Source organism: Enterococcus sp. DIV1682a, assembly GCF_051711005.1.
Taxonomy (GTDB): Bacteria; Bacillota; Bacilli; order Lactobacillales; family Enterococcaceae; genus Enterococcus_B; species Enterococcus_B hirae.
This window is the reverse complement of the sequence record NZ_JBIOLT010000001.1, coordinates 721,700-746,352: the sequence shown is the minus strand read 5'-3', so window position 1 is coordinate 746,352 and position 24,653 is coordinate 721,700. Positions and strand designations below refer to the sequence as shown.

21 protein-coding genes and 1 tRNA gene are annotated in these 24,653 nt (G+C 36.3%); 4 read left to right on the top strand and 18 right to left on the bottom strand.

Annotation, left to right across the window (positions count from 1 at the left end; genetic code table 11):
* Positions 1-111: 111 nt before the first annotated feature.
* The 3 genes from IGJ23_RS03340 to IGJ23_RS03330 form a co-directional block, all read right to left on the bottom strand.
* Positions 112-185 (bottom strand) — tRNA-Arg (locus IGJ23_RS03340).
* A 159-nt stretch (positions 186-344) separates the two neighbouring features.
* On the bottom strand, positions 345-1,031 hold the full coding sequence (locus IGJ23_RS03335) for an O-methyltransferase (RefSeq protein WP_034698785.1): 687 nt from the start codon (positions 1,029-1,031) through the stop codon (positions 345-347).
* A gap of 70 nt (positions 1,032-1,101) precedes the next feature.
* Complete coding sequence (locus IGJ23_RS03330) at positions 1,102-1,641, bottom strand: signal peptidase I (protein WP_010719813.1); 540 nt, start codon at positions 1,639-1,641, stop codon at positions 1,102-1,104.
* Positions 1,642-1,858: 217 nt separating this feature from the next.
* Between IGJ23_RS03330 and IGJ23_RS03325 the strand changes: the two genes are divergently transcribed.
* Positions 1,859-3,709 carry a GHKL domain-containing protein gene (locus IGJ23_RS03325; RefSeq protein ID WP_034698783.1) on the top strand — a complete coding sequence of 617 codons (1,851 nt, stop codon included), beginning with the start codon at positions 1,859-1,861 and terminating at the stop codon, positions 3,707-3,709.
* Positions 3,710-3,854: 145 nt separating this feature from the next.
* On the opposite strand, the gene IGJ23_RS03320 is transcribed toward IGJ23_RS03325, so the two are convergent.
* The 11 genes from IGJ23_RS03320 to IGJ23_RS03270 form a co-directional block, all read right to left on the bottom strand.
* Positions 3,855-4,859 (bottom strand): lipoate--protein ligase, encoded by a 1,005-nt coding sequence (locus IGJ23_RS03320; RefSeq protein ID WP_010719815.1) that lies wholly within the window; start codon positions 4,857-4,859, stop codon positions 3,855-3,857.
* Between the two features lie 10 nt (positions 4,860-4,869).
* The gene (locus IGJ23_RS03315; protein ID WP_010719816.1) at positions 4,870-5,610 is read right to left on the bottom strand and encodes an MBL fold metallo-hydrolase; all 741 of its coding nucleotides are present in this window, start codon (positions 5,608-5,610) and stop codon (positions 4,870-4,872) included.
* A 65-nt stretch (positions 5,611-5,675) separates the two neighbouring features.
* Positions 5,676-6,473, bottom strand: a complete 798-nt coding sequence (locus IGJ23_RS03310) for a DUF975 family protein (RefSeq protein WP_010719817.1) — start codon at positions 6,471-6,473, stop codon at positions 5,676-5,678.
* The gene (locus IGJ23_RS03305; RefSeq protein ID WP_438774623.1) at positions 6,473-7,555 is read right to left on the bottom strand and encodes a M42 family metallopeptidase; all 1,083 of its coding nucleotides are present in this window, start codon (positions 7,553-7,555) and stop codon (positions 6,473-6,475) included. Before IGJ23_RS03305 ends, IGJ23_RS03310 begins: the two co-directional genes overlap by 1 nt.
* Before the next feature lie 238 nt (positions 7,556-7,793).
* On the bottom strand, positions 7,794-9,065 hold the full coding sequence (gene dltD / locus IGJ23_RS03300) for a D-alanyl-lipoteichoic acid biosynthesis protein DltD (RefSeq protein ID WP_367011053.1): 1,272 nt from the start codon (positions 9,063-9,065) through the stop codon (positions 7,794-7,796).
* A 2-nt stretch (positions 9,066-9,067) separates the two neighbouring features.
* The gene (gene dltC / locus IGJ23_RS03295) at positions 9,068-9,301 is read right to left on the bottom strand and encodes a D-alanine--poly(phosphoribitol) ligase subunit DltC (RefSeq protein ID WP_010719820.1); all 234 of its coding nucleotides are present in this window, start codon (positions 9,299-9,301) and stop codon (positions 9,068-9,070) included.
* A gap of 69 nt (positions 9,302-9,370) precedes the next feature.
* A complete protein-coding gene (gene dltB / locus IGJ23_RS03290; protein WP_010719821.1) occupies positions 9,371-10,576 on the bottom strand; it encodes a D-alanyl-lipoteichoic acid biosynthesis protein DltB in 1,206 nt (401 codons plus the stop codon).
* The gene (gene dltA / locus IGJ23_RS03285) at positions 10,573-12,090 is read right to left on the bottom strand and encodes a D-alanine--poly(phosphoribitol) ligase subunit DltA (protein WP_178286623.1); all 1,518 of its coding nucleotides are present in this window, start codon (positions 12,088-12,090) and stop codon (positions 10,573-10,575) included. The genes dltB and dltA overlap by 4 nt, the downstream gene beginning before the upstream one ends.
* 10 nt (positions 12,091-12,100) lie before the next feature.
* Positions 12,101-12,250: a teichoic acid D-Ala incorporation-associated protein DltX gene (locus IGJ23_RS03280; RefSeq protein ID WP_178286624.1), complete on the bottom strand. Its 150-nt coding sequence runs from the start codon at positions 12,248-12,250 to the stop codon at positions 12,101-12,103.
* 290 nt (positions 12,251-12,540) lie between these two features.
* On the bottom strand, positions 12,541-14,604 hold the full coding sequence (locus tag IGJ23_RS03275; protein WP_367011051.1) for an ABC transporter permease: 2,064 nt from the start codon (positions 14,602-14,604) through the stop codon (positions 12,541-12,543).
* Positions 14,594-15,361 (bottom strand): ABC transporter ATP-binding protein, encoded by a 768-nt coding sequence (locus IGJ23_RS03270; RefSeq protein ID WP_034698771.1) that lies wholly within the window; start codon positions 15,359-15,361, stop codon positions 14,594-14,596. The genes IGJ23_RS03275 and IGJ23_RS03270 overlap by 11 nt, the downstream gene beginning before the upstream one ends.
* A 371-nt stretch (positions 15,362-15,732) precedes the next feature.
* On the opposite strand from IGJ23_RS03270, the gene nrdD reads away from it, so the two are divergent.
* Together nrdD and nrdG are read left to right on the top strand one after the other, a co-directional pair.
* Positions 15,733-17,922, top strand: a complete 2,190-nt coding sequence (nrdD, locus tag IGJ23_RS03265; RefSeq protein ID WP_010719825.1) for an anaerobic ribonucleoside-triphosphate reductase — start codon at positions 15,733-15,735, stop codon at positions 17,920-17,922.
* Between the two features lie 246 nt (positions 17,923-18,168).
* A complete protein-coding gene (nrdG, locus tag IGJ23_RS03260) occupies positions 18,169-18,771 on the top strand; it encodes an anaerobic ribonucleoside-triphosphate reductase activating protein (protein WP_010719826.1) in 603 nt (200 codons plus the stop codon).
* Between the two features lie 73 nt (positions 18,772-18,844).
* Here the strand turns inward: nrdG and dinB are convergent, their stop codons facing one another.
* Together dinB and IGJ23_RS03250 are read right to left on the bottom strand one after the other, a co-directional pair.
* Positions 18,845-19,951 carry a DNA polymerase IV gene (gene dinB / locus IGJ23_RS03255; protein WP_438774622.1) on the bottom strand — a complete coding sequence of 369 codons (1,107 nt, stop codon included), beginning with the start codon at positions 19,949-19,951 and terminating at the stop codon, positions 18,845-18,847.
* A gap of 194 nt (positions 19,952-20,145) precedes the next feature.
* The gene (locus IGJ23_RS03250; protein WP_010719828.1) at positions 20,146-20,802 is read right to left on the bottom strand and encodes a redox-sensing transcriptional repressor Rex; all 657 of its coding nucleotides are present in this window, start codon (positions 20,800-20,802) and stop codon (positions 20,146-20,148) included.
* Between the two features lie 222 nt (positions 20,803-21,024).
* Between IGJ23_RS03250 and IGJ23_RS03245 the strand changes: the two genes are divergently transcribed.
* Entirely contained in the window at positions 21,025-22,962 is a 1,938-nt protein-coding gene (locus IGJ23_RS03245; protein WP_438774621.1) for an ABC-F family ATP-binding cassette domain-containing protein, read from the top strand.
* A gap of 118 nt (positions 22,963-23,080) precedes the next feature.
* On the opposite strand, the gene IGJ23_RS03240 is transcribed toward IGJ23_RS03245, so the two are convergent.
* Entirely contained in the window at positions 23,081-23,788 is a 708-nt protein-coding gene (locus IGJ23_RS03240) for a hypothetical protein (RefSeq protein WP_438774620.1), read from the bottom strand.
* Between the two features lie 189 nt (positions 23,789-23,977).
* Entirely contained in the window at positions 23,978-24,637 is a 660-nt protein-coding gene (locus tag IGJ23_RS03235) for an ABC transporter ATP-binding protein (RefSeq protein ID WP_010738281.1), read from the bottom strand.
* Between the last annotated feature and the right edge of the window lie 16 nt (positions 24,638-24,653).

The window sequence follows — 24,653 nt, the reverse complement described above, 5'->3', positions numbered from 1 at the left end:
TGATTAGACTGCGTATCATAAGAATACTTGCTACGTACCCATTTGGTCCAACTACCAGAACAAAGAAAAACCGGTAGAAACTTTCGTTTCTACCGGTTTTGGTTTTTTTTACGTCACAGGAGGGATTCGAACCCCCGACCGTCCGCTTAGAAGGCGGATGCTCTATCCAGCTGAGCTACTATGACAGCTTTTTCGGAACAAAAATAATTATATAGAATCATTTTGGTTCTGTCAATATGAAATAGTTATTTTATCAATAAAAAAGATTGCTCAATAGAAAGCGTTCCTCTTTTACCTAGTGTCCGACAAAAAGCAAGCTTTTTGTCGTAACAAGGTAAATACTCTTAAGGTAGATGAATTTGCTCTTTTTCTTTAGTTATCAAGATCACACCATCACCTAGCGGCACTAATGTGGAAGTCAAATCTGGATGGGTCATGACGACCTGTAAAAATTCATTTAATTTACGATGAATGGCACGTTTGCCTCTAGGAATCTCTTCATCAGGCAATAAAATCGTTCCGCCTTGAAAAATATCATCAACCATCAATACGCCACCTTTTTTTAGCAGACGTAAACATTCTGGTAAAAACTCAATATATTTCGATTTGGCACTGTCCATAAAAATAAAATCATAAGGCCCAGTTAGTTCTGGTAAAATATCAGCCGCTTGTCCTTCTAGTAAAGTAACTTTTTCGGTTAAGCCAAGTCTTTCATAAGTTGCCTTGGCCTTTTTGATCATAACATCAAAACGATCGATCGTCGTGACGTGACCTTTTTCACTGATTAATTGAGCCATCAAACTAGAAGAAAAACCAATAGCTGCACCAATTTCTAAAACATTCTTTGGTTTTAATTGCCCTAATAAAAACTGCATGAATACGACTGTTTCATGGGGAATGATCGGTACTTCCGCTAAATGGGCTTCTTCTTCAATCAAACCAAGTTCTCCAGACAGTTTTTTCTGTTTTGTCCGCATAAAATCAACTAACTCTTCTTTTACTACCGGACGATGCATCATTTCATTACGCATAATCTGCCTCCTCTTCCAAATTATTATACGAAGAACCTGACAAATCCACAAGTTGCAAACAAATTTACACTCACTTTCCTTTTCGTTGGCTATGAGTAAAAAACCGATTGAAACTTTTCTTTTTTTCAAATTCATCTAACATGTTCCAAGCTGTAATACCGGTCAAACAAAAGGCGATGGTAAAAAATAGCCAGCGCATCCAAGTAAATGCTGACTTTGATAAAAGAATGCCAATATAGGGAATCTGAAAAATGGGCGTTCCAATGATGTATCTTCTCCCCACTACACCGGATTCGGTCTGCGTGGAACTATCTGCTTTAGTATAAAAGTCTTGATGGTCTTTTTCCACTGCGATCACTCGTCGGGTGGTTATTTGCTCTCCTGAGTTTTCATAGTACGTAATCACGTCACCAACCAACAATTCTTCTGGTTTCTTCGGACGTACATAGATCAAACTTCCTTGGCTATAGTAAGGACTCATACCACGATCTTCAATAATATGGGTTGATAGACCAGCTATTTTAGGAAGTAAAATAATGCTCAAAATGATCGCTAAAATAACAATCAGTGTAATTGAACTAATATAGGTTATTTTTTTATAAAATGGCACTAGTTTCCACTCCCTTTACTCATTTCTTATTTCCCATCATATAATAACGAATTAATTTTATCAATTTTAACTCTATTTCTTCTAAAACAAATTGAAAGAATTTTAAAAAAAATCTAAAAAATAACTCTGGTTATCTAACTTTATGCAGGTTTATGATTGACTAGAAAACAAAAAACGTTTACCCTAAAAAAAATGTTACTTTTAGAAAGGACACATTATGAACTTTTTTAATAACATTGAATATTTTAAAAAAGCGAACTCATTAAAGATAAAATGGTTTTTCACTATTCTATTATCAACGTTATTTTTAATGATAACAGTATATTTCTTTTATTATATTTTTACTCCTTCTGATAGTGGAAAGGTCAAAGAAATAAAAAATTCATGGGAATTTTACTTAAAAAATGAACCTGATTTTCGTTTTGATAGTCATTATATTAGTTACCTTCCAACAGTTGAAAGAAATGAAACTTTTGTGATGGAAACTATATTAAAAGAAGAGATGGACGATTCGAACTTAGTGATTCGGGGAAACAACCAATGGATAAAAGTTTATTTAAATGATCAACTTTTATATGATCGAACAAATGAACAAGACCAACTTCATCCTGGTTTATCTTTGGCAGTTATTGATCTGCCTACACACTATGCTGGTGAACACTTAAAAATCGAGGTTACTTCACCATATGAAAACTATTCGGGTATTCCACCAAAAGTTTATGTTGGAAATACGGGACCAATCATCAGCTTTATTTTTTCCCAATCTGTTCCTCAAGTAGTTACCATGATCATTGCCATCTTTTTAGGAATTGGGATATTGGTGTACGCCATTTTTAAGCTTTACAAAAAAAAGACACTAGATATTTCACTGATCATTCTCAGTTGTTTTGCGTTAGTCTTAGGGTTTGAATCAATCTCTGAAGATATATTAAGCGGCATCCTTTTTGAACCAATCGTTCATTCGATTTTATCTGATACATTTACTATTTTAACTTCAGTATTTCTGGTATTGTATTATTTATCCCGAATGAAACATTATCAAAAAATATATGGCCTCTTTTGTTTTCTGCAAGTCTCCATCCAAATAGGTGTCCTTATTTATTCATTGATGACAGTAGGAGAATTAACTGAACTAATGCCCATTGTTAATGCGGTTAGTGTAATCAGTACATTAGTTACTTCCCTTGTCTGTGTTGGGGAAGCCTATCGGAATAATCGTTTTTTCATTGCTTGTACACCGTGGATTGTGCTGATTGCCATTTTCCATTGTATGCTTTATATCCAACCATCATTAGGTATTTATAATGCAAATATTAATTGGTCTACTATTCTATTTATGATTATTCTGATTATTATCATTTGTTATAATATTATCGAGTACATCATCAGCTTTGATAAGCATCAGCGAACTGTTAATTTCTTGAAAACAAAATCGGATTTACTTGAACAGCATTATGATCAGCTACGTGATCACATTCAAGAAATCAGTACATTAAGAACTGAGTTTATCCAAACTATGGAAAACTTAGAACACTTGGTCAAGGAAGAAGAAACCGATGAAGTACAAAATTATGTGCAAACTATCTTAACTAATGCTCGAAATTTTGAATTTATTTTCTCTTACTCCTCTCACCAACTCACTAATCTTATTTTAGCTCGTTATCAAGAGATTGCATCAAAGCGAAATATCAAAGTGAAGTTTCAAGCCGAACTACCAGAAGTATTGACCGTCAATGATGATGACTTGACCCAAATACTGATTCATGTCTTAGAACATTCTTTTAGAGAAACACATGCCATTGAAGATCCAATGCATCGAAAAATTTATTTATCGATGCAGGAAAAAGAAAATCAACTATTGATTCGTTGTGAACATAGCGCAAACTATGAAACAAATCTCTTTTCACAAGGAATTACCGAAAACTTTGCTGAACAAGAACAGTTTGATTTAAAAATAATCCAAGATGTGGCGGAACGTTATGCAGGAACGTTGACTCAGGAAAAAGATAGTCAGGTAGATCGTTTAATCATCCAATTGACTAAAACAAATCCCAAGAAAAGCATATAATGTCTTTGGCAGATTGGAAAATTGATTCATTGAATGAAGGTTTGAGCGGACAAAATAATATTCGTTCTCTTTCTCAAAAAAAGATAAAAAACAGGGAACACCAATCATTGGTGTTCCCTGTTTTTGACTAATGACTAACATTCGATCAATATAAAAGAGCAAGAAAATCTTCAGCTTCGATCGCACCAAAATACTTTTTGATATCAATCGTTTTTACTACATCACTTAAAACTGATTTATCATATCTTTGTCCAATCAGTTTTTCTTCGACGTCCTTTATCTCTCCTAACCCAAAGAAGTCACCAAATATTTTCACATCATCAATCAAACCATGTGACACATTCAGATGGACTTCGATCGAACCAATCGGATACCGCTTTTGTCTCGAAAAGTTAAAATCAGGTGATTTCCCATAATTCCAATCCCAATTACGATAATAGCGATCAGAGATTTCGTTGATTTTGATCCAGTCTTTGTCTGTTAGCTGATACGTATTAACCTCTGCCAGCGTTGCTACTCCGAATATTTTTAATAGAATTTCATCACGAAATTCTTCTGTTAACATTTCTTGTTTTTCTTTAGGTAAAAATGGTTTGATATTGGTCACACGAGAACGAATCGATTTGATCCCTTTGGACTCGATTTTATCTTTTTTTACTTTTAACGCATTGACCACTTCATTGATGTCAGAATCAAACATGATAGTTCCATGGGCAAACATTCGACCATTCGTTGCATACATTGCATTACCAGAGAATTTCATACCATCAATCACTAAATCATTTCGGCCTTTTAATTCTGCTCCAGATACCCCTAATTCGTGAAGAGCTTGAATAATTGGCTTAGTAACTTTAGCAAAATCACGGAAAGAATCGCCATCATCAGGCATGATAAAACTAAAGTTTAAATTTCCAAAGTCGTGATAGACGGCTCCACCGCCACTTAAACGACGAACGACATGGATGCCCTGTTGTTCAACGTAATCTCGATTGATTTCTTCGATCGTGTTTTGATTACGCCCAATAATGATAGATGGTTCATTGATATAAAACAATAAAATCGGTTCATCAACAGGCATTTCTTGGAGTAAAAATTGTTCAATTGCTAGATTGATACGTGGATCATGCTTGTCATTCGGTACAAAAATCATTGTCTTCCTCCTAGATATCAAATACTTTATCGACTTTTGCTAGTGCTACTTCTACTGTATCACCCGCAGCTTGTTGCGCTTCGTTCTGTAATTGTGTAAGATCCCCAAATTGAGGTAAATGGGTCAATACTAGCTTTTTGACTTTTGCTGCTTTCGCAAGTTCCCCCGCTTCTTTTGACGTAAAGTGCGCTTTGTGTCGTTCATTACCAGCAAACAGATAAGTATCTGCTAGAAATAAGTCTGCATTTTCAGCAAATTCTACAAAACTTTCCAAATAGCCGGAATCACCTGTAAAAACAAAGACTTTGCCAGTCGCTTCTTCGACGATTCGCATGGCATAGCACACCACTGGATGGATGGTTTCCATAAACGTGATTAAAAAAGGACCTACTTTCAATTCTTCTGCCTCAAAATAGCCACGTCCTTCTGACACGTTCGGCATTGTTAACTCATCAAAATGAAAAGTATCCTTAGTATGACCATAGATTGGCAAGATAGCTCCTGGTTCTTTTTCAGGATGTAGTTGCCAATAATATTGCAATACACCTAGATCAGCGATGTGATCATGATGGTAATGGCTCAAGATAACCGCATCAAGTTCTAACGGTTCAAGATGCTCTTGTAATTTTATCAAGGTGGCACTACCAGCATCGATCAGTAGGTTAAAGCCAGCTGACTGCAATAAATAGCTAGTCGTTCCTTGATTTTTATATGGATAGGCGCCTAAGCAACCTAATACAGTTAATTTCATGATCGTTCTCCTTTCAGAATCAATGTAATAGAATCCTGTTTTTTCTGTGAAACCTCTCTCATGTTTTATGAAAAATAAGTAGCTGGGGGTTCTTTTTCAAGTCTTGCTTGCTCGTAAAAACCTGCAATAGTCACATTGACATAGGCGATAACCCACAATAAACCAAAGAACAAGGCTAGGGCTCCAACAAGGTACCACCCGATAAATGAAAGTTGTAATAGGATATAAGTACCTAAACGATCTTTTAATAAATACCACGCGTATTGCAAACACTGGATGATTGAAAGTTCTGGGTAATCAAATTTAGTCCAAGCCGCAAATTGAAACAATCCGCCCACAATACTCATCAACAAAAGAGAAACAAAGGTCATGAGCAAGGTGGTCAAAACGTAACTAATGTCCAAAGCATTCCCTGATAACACATCTGTTGAAATTGTGTTTGAATTAAATAGTAATTGTGTATAAGTATTGACACCACCAATCAAAAAACCTGGTAATAAAACAAGGGCATTAATGATCCAATTGATCACAACATTGATCAAATTAATCACTAAAATAGGTCCAAAATATTTTTTTTGAAAGACGGCAAACAATAAATTACTTTTTGCTCTGCCACCACGAACGACTACCAGCGCAATGTAATATAAGGCATATGAAAAAGCAAATAAAAGGAAATTCTCTAGTAAAAAGCTAACTATTTGTTGTTGCGTGCTATCTACGAAAAAAAATCCCTCAAAAAACATTTGGATCAAACCCGCAACAAACATCGAAAGAAAGACTAGCCAAGCATTGATTCCCCATTGTTGCGCAAGGCTAGCTCGAGCTTTTTTGCGATAATCTGAAAGTGATAACTTTGTTTCCATTAATCATAACTCCTAATCTTTTCAACTGTTTTGTGATCTAATCGCTTCACTAATTCCGTCACTAATTTCACAGTATTCAAATAATCATCTTCATGGATCACTGAAGTATGTGAATGCAAATACCGTACCGGAACAGTAATCGCCACAGACGGTACCCCATCTCTTGTCAAATGCATCTGTCCTGCGTCTGTCCCACCACCAGTAATGACGGTGTATTGGAATGGTATATCCATTTCTTCCGCCACATCAATCACAAAATTCAACAGTTTTTTATGTGGAATCATTGAAGCATCAAAAATCAAGATTTGTGGACCTTTACCCAAAATCGAATCCGCTTCTTTTGGCGTCATCCCCGGTGTATCTCCAGCTGTTCCTGTATCTAAAGCAAAGGCGATATCTGGATTCACTAAGTGCGTACTTGTGCGTGCCCCTCTAAGGCCAACTTCTTCTTGCACATCGCTCCCTGCGAATAAAACATTGGGATGTCCTTCTTTTGCTAAATTCTCAAAAACTCGTAATGAAACAGCTGTACCGATGCGATTGTCCCAAGCCTTAGCTAGTAAAAATTTACCGCCATTCAACCGTTTATACTCAATATATGGGGTTACCATATCGCCAGGGCGAATACCCCATTCTTTTGCTTCTTTATCGCTTGTCGCTCCAATATCAATAAACATATCCTTGATATCATACGGTTTATTTCTTACTTGTGGGGTTAAAACATGTGGCGGTTTCGAACCAATCACGCCATGGATCACTTTCCCAGCTTGCGTTTTGATTTCCACTTGTTGGGCTAACATCACTTGTCCCCACCAACCACCTAATGTTTGAAATTCCAAAAAACCTTTATCAGTGATCTTAGTCACCATAAATCCCACTTCATCCATATGACCGGAAATAAAAATCTTAGGTCCACCACCAGAACCATGTTTGGCGATAATACTACCTAAACCATCATAAAAAATATCTTCCGCAAAGTCTTTTGCATACTTTTTATAGACTTGTCTCACTTCTTCTTCATTGCCTGGTACTCCTTTGGCTGAAGTCAGATCAATCAATAACTGTTCTTCTTTTTTATCCAAAACGTCTCCCTCATTTCTCGTATTGATAGCTAGATTATACCATTTATTAGGTGTGCTTTTCAGCAGAACGATTTTTTCAGTTAGAAAAAAGCCAGGATTCCTCGAAAGTTTACCGAATAACTTTCAATAATCCTGGCTTTTTTGCATAATGCATACGATAGCAATCGCTATTTTCTCTTAAATGGACTGACAGCAGTAAACGAGCGTTTCTTTTATGCACTTCGTGTTCGAAACTCCATTACTGTTGGTTTTCTTTTAAATCATTTGGTGAATGTTCTTGCCAGTCTTTACTATAAAATGATGGATCCAATTGATAGTGACTTGGTTGTTGTTGGTTTTCTAAAAACGGTCTAATCCGTTGATCTGCTGCTAGCCACCCTTTCCAACCTAAATGAATGGTGTCTTCCATAAAATAAGGTTGATCAGCCATTTTTGTAAAATCTGCGATCCGATCAAAGCCTTGACTCTGCAATTGAAATTTGATTTTCTTTGCAAATCCTTGAAGCATTTCTTGAGATAACCCAGTATAATCACTCCATTTTTGATTCACAGGTGGAATGATGAATAATGCTTCTGCCTGTTCTTGGGCTAATTGCTGTAGGACTAATTGAAAATCTGAAAATTCAGGTGAAAAACGATAATCCCAATTTTTTTGAGAATTTTTCAGCTCTTTTAAGTGGTGACGAATGCGCTCTTTATAAAAATCATTTTTTAACTCAAAAGAATTGTCGCTTGTACTTTTTCTCCCAATATTTTCCGCTAGGTTTTCCAGAACTTTTTCTTGATAATTAGCAGGCAACGGCTTCATTGCCTGATCAATTTTGTCTTGTTTACTTTTCAGACCAATATTGCTGAACATTTCATCTTCTCTTTTTAAAATATTCCAGTTCAAGCGCAATTGATTTCGTTTTTCAACAGAAGGAAGTTGACCTTTTTTGATCATTTGTAACATTTCCGTCAATTTTTCATCTTTTTTAACGATAGAAAAATGTAAAAGTCTTCTAGCTAAATAACGGTCAGCAGGAGTGATTTTTTTCAATGAGAACAGCCAGTCAAGGGTTTGTAACTGTGAATAATACGTATCAAAATAATCTTTTTTTACGCCATCTTTGACAAACCATTGTGGAGAAATGATAAAAACGATTTTCTTATTTTTCAAATCATCTCCTGCAGAGCGCATCATCATATACTGACTTAATGATTGTGTCCCAGGTGCCCCTAATAAGAAGGGACGATAATCACGATGGTATTTCTCCGCCAAGACGGATGGGTGAAACGGACTGATCCGACTGAGTTCACTTGAACCAAAAAAAGGAACATATTTTTTTTCAGCTAAGGCTTCGTTTTTGATGGCATCTCCTTTTAACACATTTTCGGACATGGATGTAGAAGCTTTTTTTATGATTGTTGGGTCGGTTAGATCCACACGATACGAAGAAGTGAAAAAAACTGCTATCAATCCAAAGGCTAAAAGGATTGGACCGAAAATAGCAAATAATTTCTTTTTCATTCTCATCCCTTCAATTCTTGTACTTGTGCAATGATTTTATTCGGTGTGCCCCACTGTTCACGATCAAATTCAGAAACAGGGACTTGAACATCTAATTGTCCATCTAATTCGACTAATAATTGAACAGAAGCAAGTGAATCCAGCAATCCTTCACCAAACAAATCAAGCTCTCGATTTTCTCTTATTTCATCTGTTCCTGTAATGTCTTCTAAAATAGTTAAAATTTGTTCTTCCATAATATAATCTCTCCTTAAATAATCATAATGTAAAATAAATCATTTTTAAGTCTTAGATAATCATCTGCTTTACTTAAACAAAAGTTGGTCTAAAAAGCCCGAAAATATCAATAAACTAAAACAAACTGCTTGGAAAGTCATAAAGACAGCAAAAGCGTGAGTAAACCAATTGGATGGTAGTTGTTTTTTATGTTTTTTCTTGAATCGTAGCCAAACGTCGGTTAAGCAAATCAAAGTAGCATGATACAACCCATACACGATGTAATACCAAGTTAGACCATGCCAGATTCCCATCAATAGGAATAATGCATAATAACCAATATTCGAGGTTACAATTTTACTTTTGAACCATTTTTTCTTCATCAAGAAAAACATCAAGCGCATATAAACATAATCTCGAAACCAAAATGATAACGTCATGTGCCAACGATTCCAAAATTCTTTGATATTCCAAGACAAGAATGGTTTGTTAAAGTTGATTGGTGTTTGGTACCCCATCAAGTAACTCGTTCCCACCGCAAACAAACTATAGCCTGCAAAGTCAAAAAACAGATATAAACTATACACATAGGTATATCCTACTAATGACCAAGAAAAACCACCATGTTGCAAGGCAGCTTTGGAAACGATTGGTAACAACACTTGACCCAAATAATAGCCAATAATAAATTTGTATAAAAAACCTAGAAAAATATTTTGGATACCTTTTTCTAATAATGTCAGATATTTCTCAGTTGCAGGCGGCTGACATTGATCCTTTTCAAATCTTCTATAGCGATCGATTGGTCCAGATGAAATCGTTGGGAAAAAGAGTAAAAATTGAATATAACGAAAAGGCTGATAGTTCTTGATCAATCCATCCCTAATTTCCATGATCATCTGAACAGATTTAAAGGTTAGATAGGAGATCCCTAGAAAAGCTAGAAAAGATTCTTTCCCATGGGCAAAAAACGGTGTGACTTTTGTTAAAAATAATGGGAAAATCGCTAGGATCACCGCTAAGTAAAACCAAATACCTTGATTTTTCTTTTGACGGTAAACGAAGTAAGCCCAAACTAATAATGTCTGCCAAACAACATATGCAATCAAGGCTACACCTTGTTGCCAATAGACACCACCAAAACTGATGAATAAGAAAAGCAAGGTGATGAGTGTTTGATAAATTGGCAATCTTTTCCCTCGAATCAACAATGATAGCACGATCGGTACTAAACCGATGATTAACAGCAGAAAATAATAAGGTTCTGCGTACGGGATCATATGTGGAAAGGTCATTGAGGATTCACCTCAGCTATTAATTTTTTCCGATCGATTTTCCCGTTCACCGTTTGTGGTAAAAGATCAATGTAATTGATTTTTTGAGGGACCATGTAATCCATGACCGAATGTGCCAATTTTTCCTTAATTGATTTAGAGAGTTTAAAACTTGGTTCTGGCGAATTTTCTTCTAATACAATAAAAGCAACTAGTTGTTGAACTTTAGTTCCTTGGTATTTTGGAACAACTATCGCTTGTTTAATCCGTTCATCTAACAAAAGCCCGTGTTCGATATCTCCTAATTCGATACGATACCCATGAAGTTTTATCTGTTGATCCATTCGTCCCTCATAGAACAAAAGACCTTCCTCATTAAGAAACCCAGCATCGCCAGTATGATAACTTTGTTGATCCTGTTTCTTGAAAAAAGCAGCTTTGGTTTTTTCTGGATTATTCAGATACCCCTTGGAGACACTAGGACCCAAGATAATAATTTCACCTGTTTGATTGACCGGTTGCACTTTTTGATCATTCACAATCTGAACCTCGGTATCTTCTTTGATATAACCAATCGGTAAACGTTCATAGCGATCTAAAATACCTTGAGTGATTTGGATACTTGAAATAGCAACCGTGGCTTCCGTTGGTCCATACGTATTATAAATACGGGCTTCAGGGAATCGTTTTAATAATTCTTGCGCTGTTTTTTTGGTTAATTCTTCCCCACAGAACAAGAAAGTGGCTAGATCTGGTACATGTTCCGCATCAAAAGTGGGTTCCATCAAACAGATATCGATAAATGAAGGAGTTGACACCCAGACATCTAATTTCAACTTTGCTAAAGTAGAAAATAATTGTCTAAAGTCTTGAATAACCGCTTTTTCTAAGGGTTTTAACATTCCTCCTGTCACAAGTGCTGGATAAATCGAAAAAACCGATAAGTCAAACGAAAATGGTGCTTGTGCTAAGAAACGTAGACCCTGTTCAAGATGAAATTCCTGGATCGTCCAACGAACAAAGCTCAATAAGTTATCATGACTGATTTGCACACCCTTGGGCTCACCTGTAGTACCAGAGGTAAAAATAATGTAATAATTTTCGTCACCTTTAACTGGATGTGTTGTTTCGTATTGACTCTCTTTTTTCGTGATCGTTGCTAATTCTTCCCGAGAAATCACTGGGATACCATCTGTTTCCATCTGCCAGTCACCGACACTAATGATCAAAACTGGTTTTGCTACTCGAAGAATTGATTCAATTCGCTCATTCGGCGTATGTTCTTCAATCGGAAGATAGGCATGACCAGCTTTGGTGGCACCCAGAAAAGAAACGATCATTTCAAACTCTAGATTTCCAAAAACCACGATTGGTCCCTGTTTCTGTAGATTTCTGTCTAAATAAGCTGCTAAAGCATCGGACTTTCTTTTTAGCTCCCCATAGGTATGCTCTGTGGTTTCTGTCTGATAAACGACCCGATCTGGTTCCGTTTGACCAAAAAAATCAATTGATTCAACGATTGTTTGAATATCCATCGTCTTCCTCCTAAAATTCATTATAGATAAAAGATCCGCCTTGGACATTTTTATAATGGTACAAATAAATCAACATAAAAATAATTGCACTATACAATAATGTTCGTACCACAACCGTGCCCCAGTACCTAAATTGAGGATTATTCCACCAATTTTTCAATTTATATTTCCCTCCTAATCGAATCTCAAAACAATTTTACCCATTCTTTTTAAAAAACAACATTTGTTTTCCTAACAGTAATCGCTTTTCTGCTAACAATTTTGTCACAATTTAGATTAACTACAAAAAGACGGTTATTATAATATAAGCATCACCTCAAATAAATAAAGATTTTTTTTAAAAAAGCTAAAAAGACTTAAACGATCTATGTAACCAATCGTTTAAGTCTTTCTTCATTCAAATAAAAAAAACAGAGTACTAACCTTTTGCTCATTTAAATATAGCTTGATTTACTCCTCAATAATCCTGCAATATAAGACACTTGTGATGTAATAAAACAAGATATAGATCAAGACAAGTGAGCCACAAATCAGATATGCTAACCCATAATTTGCTGTATCGACATATTGAGTAAATACTTCAATGGCAAAAAAGGTATGCATACTCCCCAAAATAATTGGTGGGAAAAACATGATCGCATTTTGCCCAAAGATGACTCGCTTCACTTTTTTTCGAGAAATCCCTAATTTCGTTAATAATTGATAATTCTCTCGTTCTTCTTCTGCTTCTGCTAATTGACGAACCATCAGCATGCTTCCAGTCGTGACAATAACAATTATTCCAATAAAGATCGAAACATACGACATTAAACCAATTCCTTGTTCAACTGTCCGTTTAAATGGGAAACGTGCAGAAAAGTTAAGACGTGAATCTTCATTATTGTATTCATCAGAAGATTGATCTGAAGCTGCTTTTTCTTGGTGCGATTCATTTTTATGAATCGTTCCAGTTATAGACTCTCCTTTGATCTCATAATCATAATAAATGATGTTCTCATAACTTGTAGGAATCTCTTTAGAAATACGTTCAATGATTTTTTCCTGATCTCCCCCTTGCACATTCCAATTGACCACTTGATAGTTTAGTCCAGATGCTTTAGCAAAATAATCATCACTGACAACGAGTGTCGGACCGAAATACCTCAACGAACCATCTCCTAAAAAATTAGGTAAGGTTGCTTGAATATCTAAAGTTTGATCAGGCAAGTAGAATGTTGAATCATACATTGAAAAATTTCTAAAGATATTTTTCATACTATCTAATACCACAGTGCTGTTATCCGATGTTAAATCAATTTTAGGCATTTTAGGATTGAATTGTCGAAAGGCATGATATTCTTTTTCTGGAATCAAATTTACCAATTGAAATACTTTTTCCTCAGAAATCCCGTCTAACTTATCATTATAGTAACTTCCAATTACTTTGTAATTGATCGTCATTTCTTTTGTGATCGTTTGCCCTTCACTTGCAAGAAGCGGTCGCAGCTTGTCGGCTGTTGCCTTATCCATTTGATAAGATACCGGTGAGACCATCTCCACATTTCGAGACATGATGACAGTCGCACTCATCATTGCGCCAATCATCGTTAAAGCTAGAGCCATGATCAGTGTGATCAACGAATTGATCCGCCAGCTTTTCAGCAGATGGATCTGCGTATTGCCGATCAGCAAGAAGTTGATCCCTCGATACTTAATTCGAGAACGACTCACCAAATCGATTAACACACGTAGGGAAAAACAAAAGAACAGATATGTCCCGATCACACAAAACAGCAGGATCAGAACAAATAATAAGAAAGGAAAGCGAAGATCTTGCGTAAAAATAAAAAGTTTAGCAGCAAATTCCCGATAGTGGACCGCAAAGAAATAACCACTAGAGATCAGCAATAAACCCAGTGTTCCTAAAAAACGATGGCGTGTCCGAACTCTTAACTTGCTACTTTCCAAATGATCGTATTCGCCAAAATTTCGAATCGTCGGATAGCGCCAGATTTTCCATAACGAATACAAAGAAACAACAGATAAAATCAAAAAAAACAACAGAAATGTTTCAAAAATCGATGGCACGGAAATGAAGAAAAGACTCGTGATTTGCAAGTTCATCATGCGAATCAAGATCATAGAAAATAATTTTGAGAAAATGATTCCTAAAATAATCCCTGCTGTACAGGCGAATAATCCAATAGCCATTGTTTCCAATACATAGATCAGTGAGATTTGGGTTTTCTTCACACCAAACAACTGATAGATCCCAATCTCTCTTTGTCTGCGGTTAAAGAAAAAACGATTTGCACTAATAACAAAAAAAAGTAATACGATTAAGATAATCCAACTACCAATACCAAAAAAAACATTGAATAAAGAATCTTGCTGTGTCCTTCGGTTCAATAATTGATCATAAGAAATCGTACTAAAAGAATAGTAGATCATCGTTGATAACGTTAGACTAAAAAAGTAAACGAGATACCCTCTTGACTGTCGCAGAAAACTTTTCGCAGCCAACTTATAAAGCATTGAGTTTTCCACCTCCCCCAATGGTCGCCTGCATATCAATCACCCGTTCAAAAAATTCGTTTCTTGAACCTCTGCGAACTACTTCAGAGAAAATCACCCCATCTTTGATAAATAAAATCCGATCACAATAACTGGCTGTATACGGATCATGTGTTACTAATAAGATAGTTGATTTTTCTACTCGGTTCATCGTTGTTAAATAATTTAGTAACTCGGTGGCTGATTTCGAGTCCAGAGACCCAGTTGGCTCATCAGCAAAAATGACTTGTGGTTGAATAACTAATGCTCTAGCAGCCGCAATCCGTTGTCTCTGACCAACTGATAATTCATCTGGATAACGTTTTAAGATTTCTTCGATCCCTAATAATTGAGCAACATGCAACACACTTTTTTCCATCTCTTCTTTCGAGATTCGTTCCACCGCTAATGGTAGTAAGATATTGTCCTTCGCATTCAATGTATCGATCAAATTAAATTCTTGAAAAATAAATCCTAATTTTTTGCGACGGAAGTCACTCAATTCATTATTTTTCATTTTAGTGATCTCATTTCCTTGGATCAACACACTTCCCATCGTTGGTAGATTGATCGTCGAAAGAATATTCATCAAAGTCGTCTTTCCAGCACCACTCGGTCCCATGATGCCAACAAATTCTCCTTTTTCTACTGTAAAAGAGATATTATCAAGTACTTTTACCGGCGAAAGCTTATTTCCATAGCTTTTACTTACATGTTTTACCTCAATCATTTTATCCATGGCTTTCCTCCTTGGGTTTTGCTTACTCGCCACACTGACACACTTACCAGCATATTAGCATATTCTTTGGTTTTTTTCTCTGATCTTTACAGCATTTGAGCATTTCTTTTTAGATTTTTATCATTTCACAGACATAACCTTTTTTTAAAAAAATTTTTATTCATCTATTTTATTCACGAAAGCGGTATATTCAAAATAAAAATCCTATAAACTTACGTTTTCACTTTTTTTTACAAAGAAATATATACAACATATAGTATAGTTGTTCGTTTATACACCTGTTTGCATACTATATATAGCTAGTATTTAGTTGCTCCTTCGTGGATTTTGTTTTATGATAGACAAGAAGAATTTAGCAGGAGTTGAATAAAATGAGTGTACAAATTGAAGAAAAAGTAACAGATCCCCTTCATTCAGAAGTATCAAACATAACAATCATTAAACGAGATGGTCGACGTGTCGAATTTGATGAAACAAAAATCAATGAGGCTTTAGTCAAAGCTGAAAAGAAAATTCATGGCTCATTGTCTCCACTTACTTATGAAAAAATTCAAACGATCGTGGATTTAGTCGTTCAAGAAATCAAACGACGCTTTACCGACAACGTTAAAATATATGAGATCCAAAATATCGTTGAACACATTCTTTTAGAAAAAAACGAATATGAATTAGCAGAAGAATATATCAATTACCGCACAAAACGTGATTTTGCCAGAAGCAAAGCGACAGATATCAATTTTTCGATCAAAAAATTGATCAATAAAGACCAAACAGTTGTCAATGAGAATGCAAATAAAGATAGTAATGTCTTCAATACTCAAAGAGATTTAACCGCTGGTATCGTTGGAAAATCCATCGGTTTGAAAATGTTGCCCCCACATATCGCAAATGCGCATCAAAAAGGCGACATCCATTACCATGATTTAGATTATCATCCATACACACCAATGACAAACTGTTGTTTGATCGATTTCAAAGGAATGTTGAACAACGGATTCAAAATTGGAAATGCTGAAGTGGAATCACCAAAATCAATTCAAACTGCTACTGCTCAAATTTCACAGATTATTGCAAATGTAGCTTCCAGTCAATATGGTGGTTGTTCTGCTGACCGAACAGATGAATTACTTGCTCCTTTCGCTGAACTGAATTATCAAAAACATTTAGCGGATGCAGAAGAATGGATCGAAACACCTGAACGTCGAGTAGAGTATGCGAAATCAAAAACCAAAAAAGATATTTTTGATGCGATGCAAAGTCTAGAATATGAGATCAATACTCTTTTTACTTCAAATGGTCAAACACCATTTACTTCTCTTGGCTTTGGTTTAGGAAAAAACTGGTTTGAGCGAGAAATTCAAAAAGCAATCTTACAAAATCGGATCAATGGCTTAGGTAGCGAAAAGCGGACAGCTATCTTCCCTAAATTGATTTTCACATTAAAAGATGGCATAAACTTGAACCCAACTGATCCTAATTATGACATTAAACAATTAGCTTTGGAATGTGCAACTAAGCGGATGTATCCTGATATTTTAAACTACGACAAAATCGTTGAATTAACCGGTAGTTTCAAAGTACCTATGGGTTGTCGTTCATTTTTACAAGGTTGGAAAGATGAAAATGGCCAAGAAGTGAACGTTGGACGAATGAATCTTGGTGTGGTCACACTAAACTTACCTCGTATTGCCATCGAAGCGAAAGGCGATCAGGAAAAATTCTGGCAAATCCTCTCTGAGCGCTTAGCCATCATGAAAGATGCTTTAGTTTATCGTGTCGATCGTTGTAAAGAAGCGATCCCTGCTAACGCACCAATCTTATATATGTATGGTGCATTCGGTAAACGTCTCTCAAAAACAGATGCTGTCGATGAATTATTCAAAAATCGTCGTGCAACGGTTTCTTTAGGTTATATCGGTCTTTACGAAGTGGCTTCTGCTTTTTATGGTGGGGAATGGGAAAACAATCCCGAAGCAAAAGATTTTACCCTTGATATCGTGAAGGAATTAAAAGCCAAAGCAGATGCTTGGGGTGACGAATATGGATATCATTTCAGCGTTTACTCTACACCTAGTGAGAGCTTAACTGATCGTTTCTGCCGTTTAGATACAGAAAAATTTGGCGAAGTCGAAAATATCACCGATAAAGAATATTACACGAATAGTTTCCATTATGACGTTCGTAAAAACCCAACTCCGTTTGAAAAACTAGATTTTGAAAAAGATTATCCGAAGTATTGTTCTGGTGGTTTTATCCATTACTGTGAGTACCCAATGCTTCAACAAAACCCGAAAGCATTAGAAGCCGTTTGGGATTATGCTTACGATAAAGTTGGCTATTTAGGAACGAATACACCAATTGATCATTGCTACAAATGTGGCTTTGAAGGTGACTTCAAACCAACCGAACGTGGCTTTGAATGTCCCGAATGCGGCAATCATGATCCAAAAACTTGTGACGTCGTTAAAAGAACCTGTGGCTATTTAGGTAACCCACAAGCACGTCCAATGGTTCACGGTCGTCACAAGGAGATCTCTTCACGTGTCAAACATATGAAGTAATCTTTCTCTACTATTTCGTTCTAATTCACTCTAAAAAAAAAGATAGAGCGATCAGTTATTCCTTAGAAAACAATCCCCTTTCACAGCGTGACTACGATAAATCGAACGGTGTGTGAACCGTGACCGTTCGATTTATTCGTATTTTTTTGAGGCTAGTCCATTATCTTTTCTGAGACTGCTTGCTGTGAAACTGGTTTGAGTTTTAAGTAAATTTTTCATACTTTGATGTTAGAAAGAAGTTTTTTTATGCGAAATCCTAAACCTAAAGAATGGCTGGCACAAGATTACAGCCAAAATTACATTGCTGATTACAAACCATTTAACTTTGTGGATGGCGAAGGCGTAAGAAATAGTCTTTATGTGAGTGGCTGCTTATTTGCTTGTGAAGGATGTTTCAATAAAGCAGCGCAAAACTTCCGCTATGGTAAACCTTTCACACCAGAGCTGGAAGAACAAATCATTACCGATCTCCGCCATGATTACGTTCAAGGACTGACCCTTTTAGGCGGGGAACCTTTTCTAAACACGGACGTCTGTCTCCAAGTCGTTGAACGTATCCGACAAGAATTTGGACAGACCAAAGATATCTGGTCGTGGACCGGTTATACTTTTGACGAACTACTTCAAGACTCCGAAGACAAGTTAGCTCTTTTAGCAAAAATCGATATCTTAGTTGATGGACGTTTTGAACTAAGTAAAAAGGATTTAAAACTACAGTTTCGCGGTAGTAGTAATCAACGCATCATCGATGTCAAAAAATCGCTAGCCGAAAATAGAGTAGTGATTTGGGAAAAATGCAGCGATGCTACAGAATCGTATGAACAAATCAAAAAACAGGAGTTCATTTAGGTCCTCCCACTCCTTATTGAATAAAAAACAGTAGAAACGTATGTTGATTTCCAACACGTTTTCTACTGTTTTTTCATTCCCACAAAGGTAACACAATATTCTCATAAGTCATGGGATCTAAATTCGTTAACGTGATCCCCAAGAGACGTATGCCTTGTTCAATCCCTAAAATTTCTTCCCAAATCAAACTTGCTTGATAAAAGAGCGCTTCTTTCTTATAGATATACTCAGGTAAAGTGACTCTTTTCGTGACTGTCGTATAATCCGTATATCTCACTTTTAACACTACGGTTTTTCCATGTTTTTGGACTCTTTTCAACGACTCTTCGACTTTCTCAGCTAATTGTCGTAATTGTGCTAATACCGCTTCTTCCGTTTGTAGTGGCTGACCATAAGTATGCTCTTTTCCTACAGATTTTCTTTCTCTTGTCACATTGACTGGTGCATCATGGACACCTCTTACTTTTCGATAAAGCGAATAGCCCATCTTTCCAAATTGTTGGATCAACATCATCTCTGTACAATTATAAAGATCTTCTCCAGTGAAAATACCAAGTTCATGCATCTTAGGGACGGTTTTTTTTCCTACCCCATGAAATTTATCAATAGGTAGTGCCTTTAGGAACGTCAATGCGTCTTGAGGTGCAACGATAGTAATGCCTTGAGGTTTTTGAAAATCTGAGGCTAATTTCGCTAAAAACTTATTATAGCTCACACCTGCCGAGCAGGTCAGTCTTACCTCTTCCCAAATGTCTCTTTGGATCAAACGAGCAATTTTGATTGCTGATTTACAATTGCGTTTATTGTTCGTCACATCAAGATAGGCTTCATCAATACTGACAGGCTCAACGATATCCGTATATCGGTAAAAAATCTCACGAACAATTTGTGAGATCTCACTATATTTTTGATGATCGCCTGGTTTAAAAATGGCTTGCGGACATAATTCATATGCTTTTTGCGCACTCATCGCTGAATGGATGCCATACTTTCTTGCTTCATAATTCGCTGTAGTAACCACTCCTCGACCACCAGTGTCACTCGGATGTCTGGCAATAACTAAGGGTTTCCCTCTAAATTCTGGATGATCCCGTTCTTCGACAGAGGCAAAAAAAGCATCCATATCGATATGAATGATTTTTCTAGATGTATCATTATGTAAAGGAAACTGTAATTCCATCTCACTCACCCCTACCATGATTATATAGGAACTTTTGTTCGGTGACAAGAAGATGGTTACCACCGAACGGACCACAAAAAAGAGCCGAAATTTCACAAAAACTGAGACATCAATTTCGGAAATCACGACTTCTAAAATGATCATTCATCACTTGAGACTGTTTAGTAAACCAACCAGGTCATCTGAATCATTCGTTACTCAGTTTCTTCAGTCGCTTGCAAGGATGCATCGGAATGAAGAAAATAAATCAACGTTTGTAATTCATTCGTTAAGTCAACATTTTGAATCAACACATCTGCTGGCGCATTTAATCGAGCAGAAGTAAAATTCAAGATACCTTTAATGCCCGCTTCAGTCAACCGATTAACTACTTCTTGTGCTCGCTCAGCTGGTATCGTCAATATTGCTACTTCGATTTGTTGGATCTTGATTTGCTCAAACATATCTTCCATAGGGTAAACGGGAATCCCATCCACGATCCGTCCAACGATTGCTTCGTTGACATCAAATGCACAACTTACACGGATACTGTTACTTTGATGGAATTTATATTTTAAAAGGGCACTTCCCAAATTACCGACACCGATCAACGCCACATTAGTCAATTGATCATCATTCAATGTTTTTGCGAAAAAATGCATGAGGTCTTCAACATCGTAGCCATAGCCTCGTTTTCCTAATTCTCCAAAATATGAAAAATCACGGCGAATCGTTGCACTGTCAACTTGAACAGCCTCACTTAATTCAGTTGATGATACTTTTTTCTTACCAGCATTATTTAAGATTCGTAAATAACGGTAATACAAAGGTAGCCGTTTGGCTGTTGCCTTTGGAATAACATGATCTTTCACTTAATTACCTCCACTTTTACTTTAAGTTTACTTTGATTTATCCATCATATCAGTATATATAGGAAAAAATCAATTTGATTGCTTGGATATTGTGAAATTTTATTCTTTATTCATTTTTTTATCATTTCTTTGAACCTCGCAGTATCAAGGAATTTATGGTAGACTACTAGTTGAAAAAGAGATTTATTCTTAGAGAATTCACAAAGTAGAAAAGAGGATTCCATGATATTATTACAAGCCAATCAAATTGCTCGTCACTTCGGTGCGGAGATCTTATTTGAGAATATCCATTTAGAAATCAGCACAGGGGCTCGGATCGCATTAGTCGGCCGTAACGGAGCAGGAAAATCAACACTTTTGAAAATCCTTGCTGGAATCGAACGCCCCGATGAAGGAACAATCGCTAAAAATAAAGCTGCTACTTTAGGCTATCTGGCACAAGATACTGGGTTAGATTCAGCAGAAACAGTCTGGAATGAAATGCTTAAATCATTCGAAACAATCCGTCAAATGGAAAATCGAATGCGCGAACTTGAAATCTTGATCAGTGAAGGAACACCTGATACACCTTCCTATGATTCACTTTTGAAAGAATACGATAAATTACAACACGATTTTTCAGATAGAAACGGTTATGGCTACGAAAATGAAATACGCTCTGTTTTGCATGGCTTTAAATTTGATCCGTCTTTTTATGATCAAAAAATCAATGAATTGTCTGGCGGACAACGCACTCGCTTAGCGTTAGCAAGAATGTTGCTCCAACATCCAGATATCTTGATCTTAGACGAACCAACCAACCATTTAGATATTGAGACTCTCTCTTGGTTAGAAGGCTACCTGCAAAGTTATACTGGTGCCTTACTGATCGTCTCCCATGACCGATATTTCTTAGATAAAGTCGCAACAGAAGTTTACGAATTAAGTCGAAAAAAAATGCGCCACTATAAAGGGAATTATTCGAAGTACCTTGATATGAAAGCTGAACAATTAGCAACTGAATGGAAAGCTTATGAAAAACAACAAACTGAGATCCATAAATTGGAAGATTTTGTCGCACGCAACTTGGTACGCGCTTCTACGACGAAAAGAGCCCAAAGTCGCAGAAAAGTCCTTGAGAAAATGGATCGGATTGACCGTCCTCAAGGAGACGAAAAACAAGCTCACTTTCTTTTCAATGTAGCAAAGCCATCAGGAAATGTTGTATTACAAATTGAAGATGCTGCGATTGGTTATCATAATGAAGTTTTGTCTGAACCGATCAATCTTGATATTCGGCGTCAAGAAGCCATTGCACTGGTCGGCCCCAATGGTATTGGTAAATCCACGCTTTTAAAATCGATCATCCATCAGTTGCCGTTTATCCGTGGAAAAGAACATTTAGGAACCAATGTGACGATCGGCTACTACGATCAAGGTCAAGCAGACTTACACACCAACAAAACAATTTTAGCTGAATTATGGGATGAACATCCAACGACTCCCGAAAAAGAAATTCGTAGCGTTTTGGGTGCCTTTCTATTTTCTGGTGAAGATGTAGAAAAGACCATCCCCTTGCTAAGCGGTGGTGAAAAAGCCCGAGTCGCCCTTGCAAAACTCGCAATGAATCAAGAAAACTTTTTGATTTTAGACGAACCAACCAACCACCTGGACATTGATAATAAAGAAGTATTAGAAAATGCCTTGATTGATTATGATGGTACTTTGTTGTTTGTCTCTCATGACCGTTATTTCATCAATCGGATTGCCACAAAAGTCATCGAATTATCGGAAAACGGTAGTAAAGTTTATTTAGGTGACTATGATTATTATTTGGAAAAGAAACAAGAAGAAGCGGAAATAGCAGAGCTGTTAGCTGAAAAAACACCAGAAGAAGAGCATATTTCTACGAACAAGAAAACCTATTTCCAAAGTAAAGAGCAACAAAAGCTGATACGTAGTTTACAACGTAAAATCACTCAAATTGAAGAAGAATTAGCTATTTTAGATGAACAGATCGAGGCACTAGAACAACAAATGGTGTCCCCAGAGAATTTGGATGACCATCTCAAATTAAATGAATTGAATCAAACACTCGAAGCAACTCGCCAATCTCAAGAAACAAAACTTTCTGAATGGGAAGATTTGAGTATTGAGCTTGAAGAATATGAAAATGAATAAAAACAGATAAATAAATATTCATTTCTGCACTAGAAACGCTCTCAAAACAGTACCCGCTGTTTCGAGGGCGTTTCATTTATCACAACGCACACTATCAAAGCAATCTCAAAGTGCTTGTTTATTCTCTACCTAAATTTTCTTGAACTTTTGTCTCACTAGATTGTGCCTTTGTTTCGATTAAACCGGGGTCCTTTATTTTATCGGTTATACTTTCCATCGTTTGGCATCCATTCGTTTGAGTTTTTTGGTTTGTCTGACTCTCCATCTGATCCCTCCCCTTATTCAATGAGAAATCAGTGATCTTCTTTGTTACTTGAAAATCAATTACCACTTTGTTTCTTTGACAGCCTTTAGGATTTATTCGCCCGAACATTTCTTGATAAGCTTGTTGATTTAACCGATAATTAGTAATTTCCCCTCCCAAACACCGCGATAAAATTTCACTTTTTATCTTTATATCCTTCGCTAGTTCTTCTTTGATTTCCTTTAAATTTCCTTTCTCGAACATTGTATCCAACTTATATTCCTGTAATTTTGCTTCATTTATTTGTAGCCAGATATTTAAATAATCTGTTAGATAAATCTTTTCTTGACTATGGACTTGTATTTCTTTATGAAAGGCTTCAGTATGAGATTCATAACTGGTTTCACCTTTATTTATTTCTTTTGCATTTTTTTCTCGGTCATACAAGCGGATTAATGCTGTAGTCGCCGGACAAAAGTCTTTCGGTTCATGAATTTTTTTATTTAGCTTAAGTAGCATTTCATTGACTTCTTTATCTTGATTATTTGAAAATTTTTTTCTAAGCCATTGAAACAATCCCATTCTAAACACTCCTATCTATCGCTCTTTTACAAGAATTATATCTGTTATTCTTTTTATTAATAGGTCACTTTATTCCTTTCAACCTAAAAAAAACGACTATTACTAAAAGAGAGACTGAGCAAAAATTTCCTCAGTCTCCTCTATTCATTTCCTACTCATTCATACTAGCTGAACCGAAATTCTGTTTGTTTAAGATACTTGATTGAATTCTTGATTTTTCAGTTCATACACCACATCGCAGCCTTTAGCAACATCCTGTTCGTGGGTGACTAAAATAATACATTTCTTTTGCTCATGTGCAATCTCTTGGAAAAGTTTAACGATCTCGCTGGAAGTTGCTTCATCCAAGTTTCCAGTCGGTTCATCCGCAACGATTAGATCGTGTTCACAGCATAGGGCTCTAGTGATTGCTACTCGTTGCTGCTGACCACCAGATAGCATCGTAACTTTTTTATCTGCTAAATCCTTAGTGATTCCGACTTTTTCCAAGTTCGCTAAGGCGTAGGCTTTTTTATCTGTCTGTTGGCTTTGAGCAATCTCCATCGCTGTTACCACATTGTCTACTGCCGATAAATACGGCAGTAGATTATAGGCTTGGAACACAATTGATACATCTTTACGACGATATTCCCGCAATCCAATTTTTTTCAACGATTTGTCGTCATAGAGAATTTCTCCGCTTTTTGGTGTATCTAATCCTGCGATCAGGGATAAAAAAGTCGTTTTCCCTGAACCGCTCGTACCTAAAATTGCATACATTTTGCCTTTTTCAAAAGTTAAATTAACATTTTCGAATAATCGTCGGTTGTCTTCATACCAGTAGCCTAAATCTTTTGTTGATAGTGTCATTAAAAATTCCTCCTTT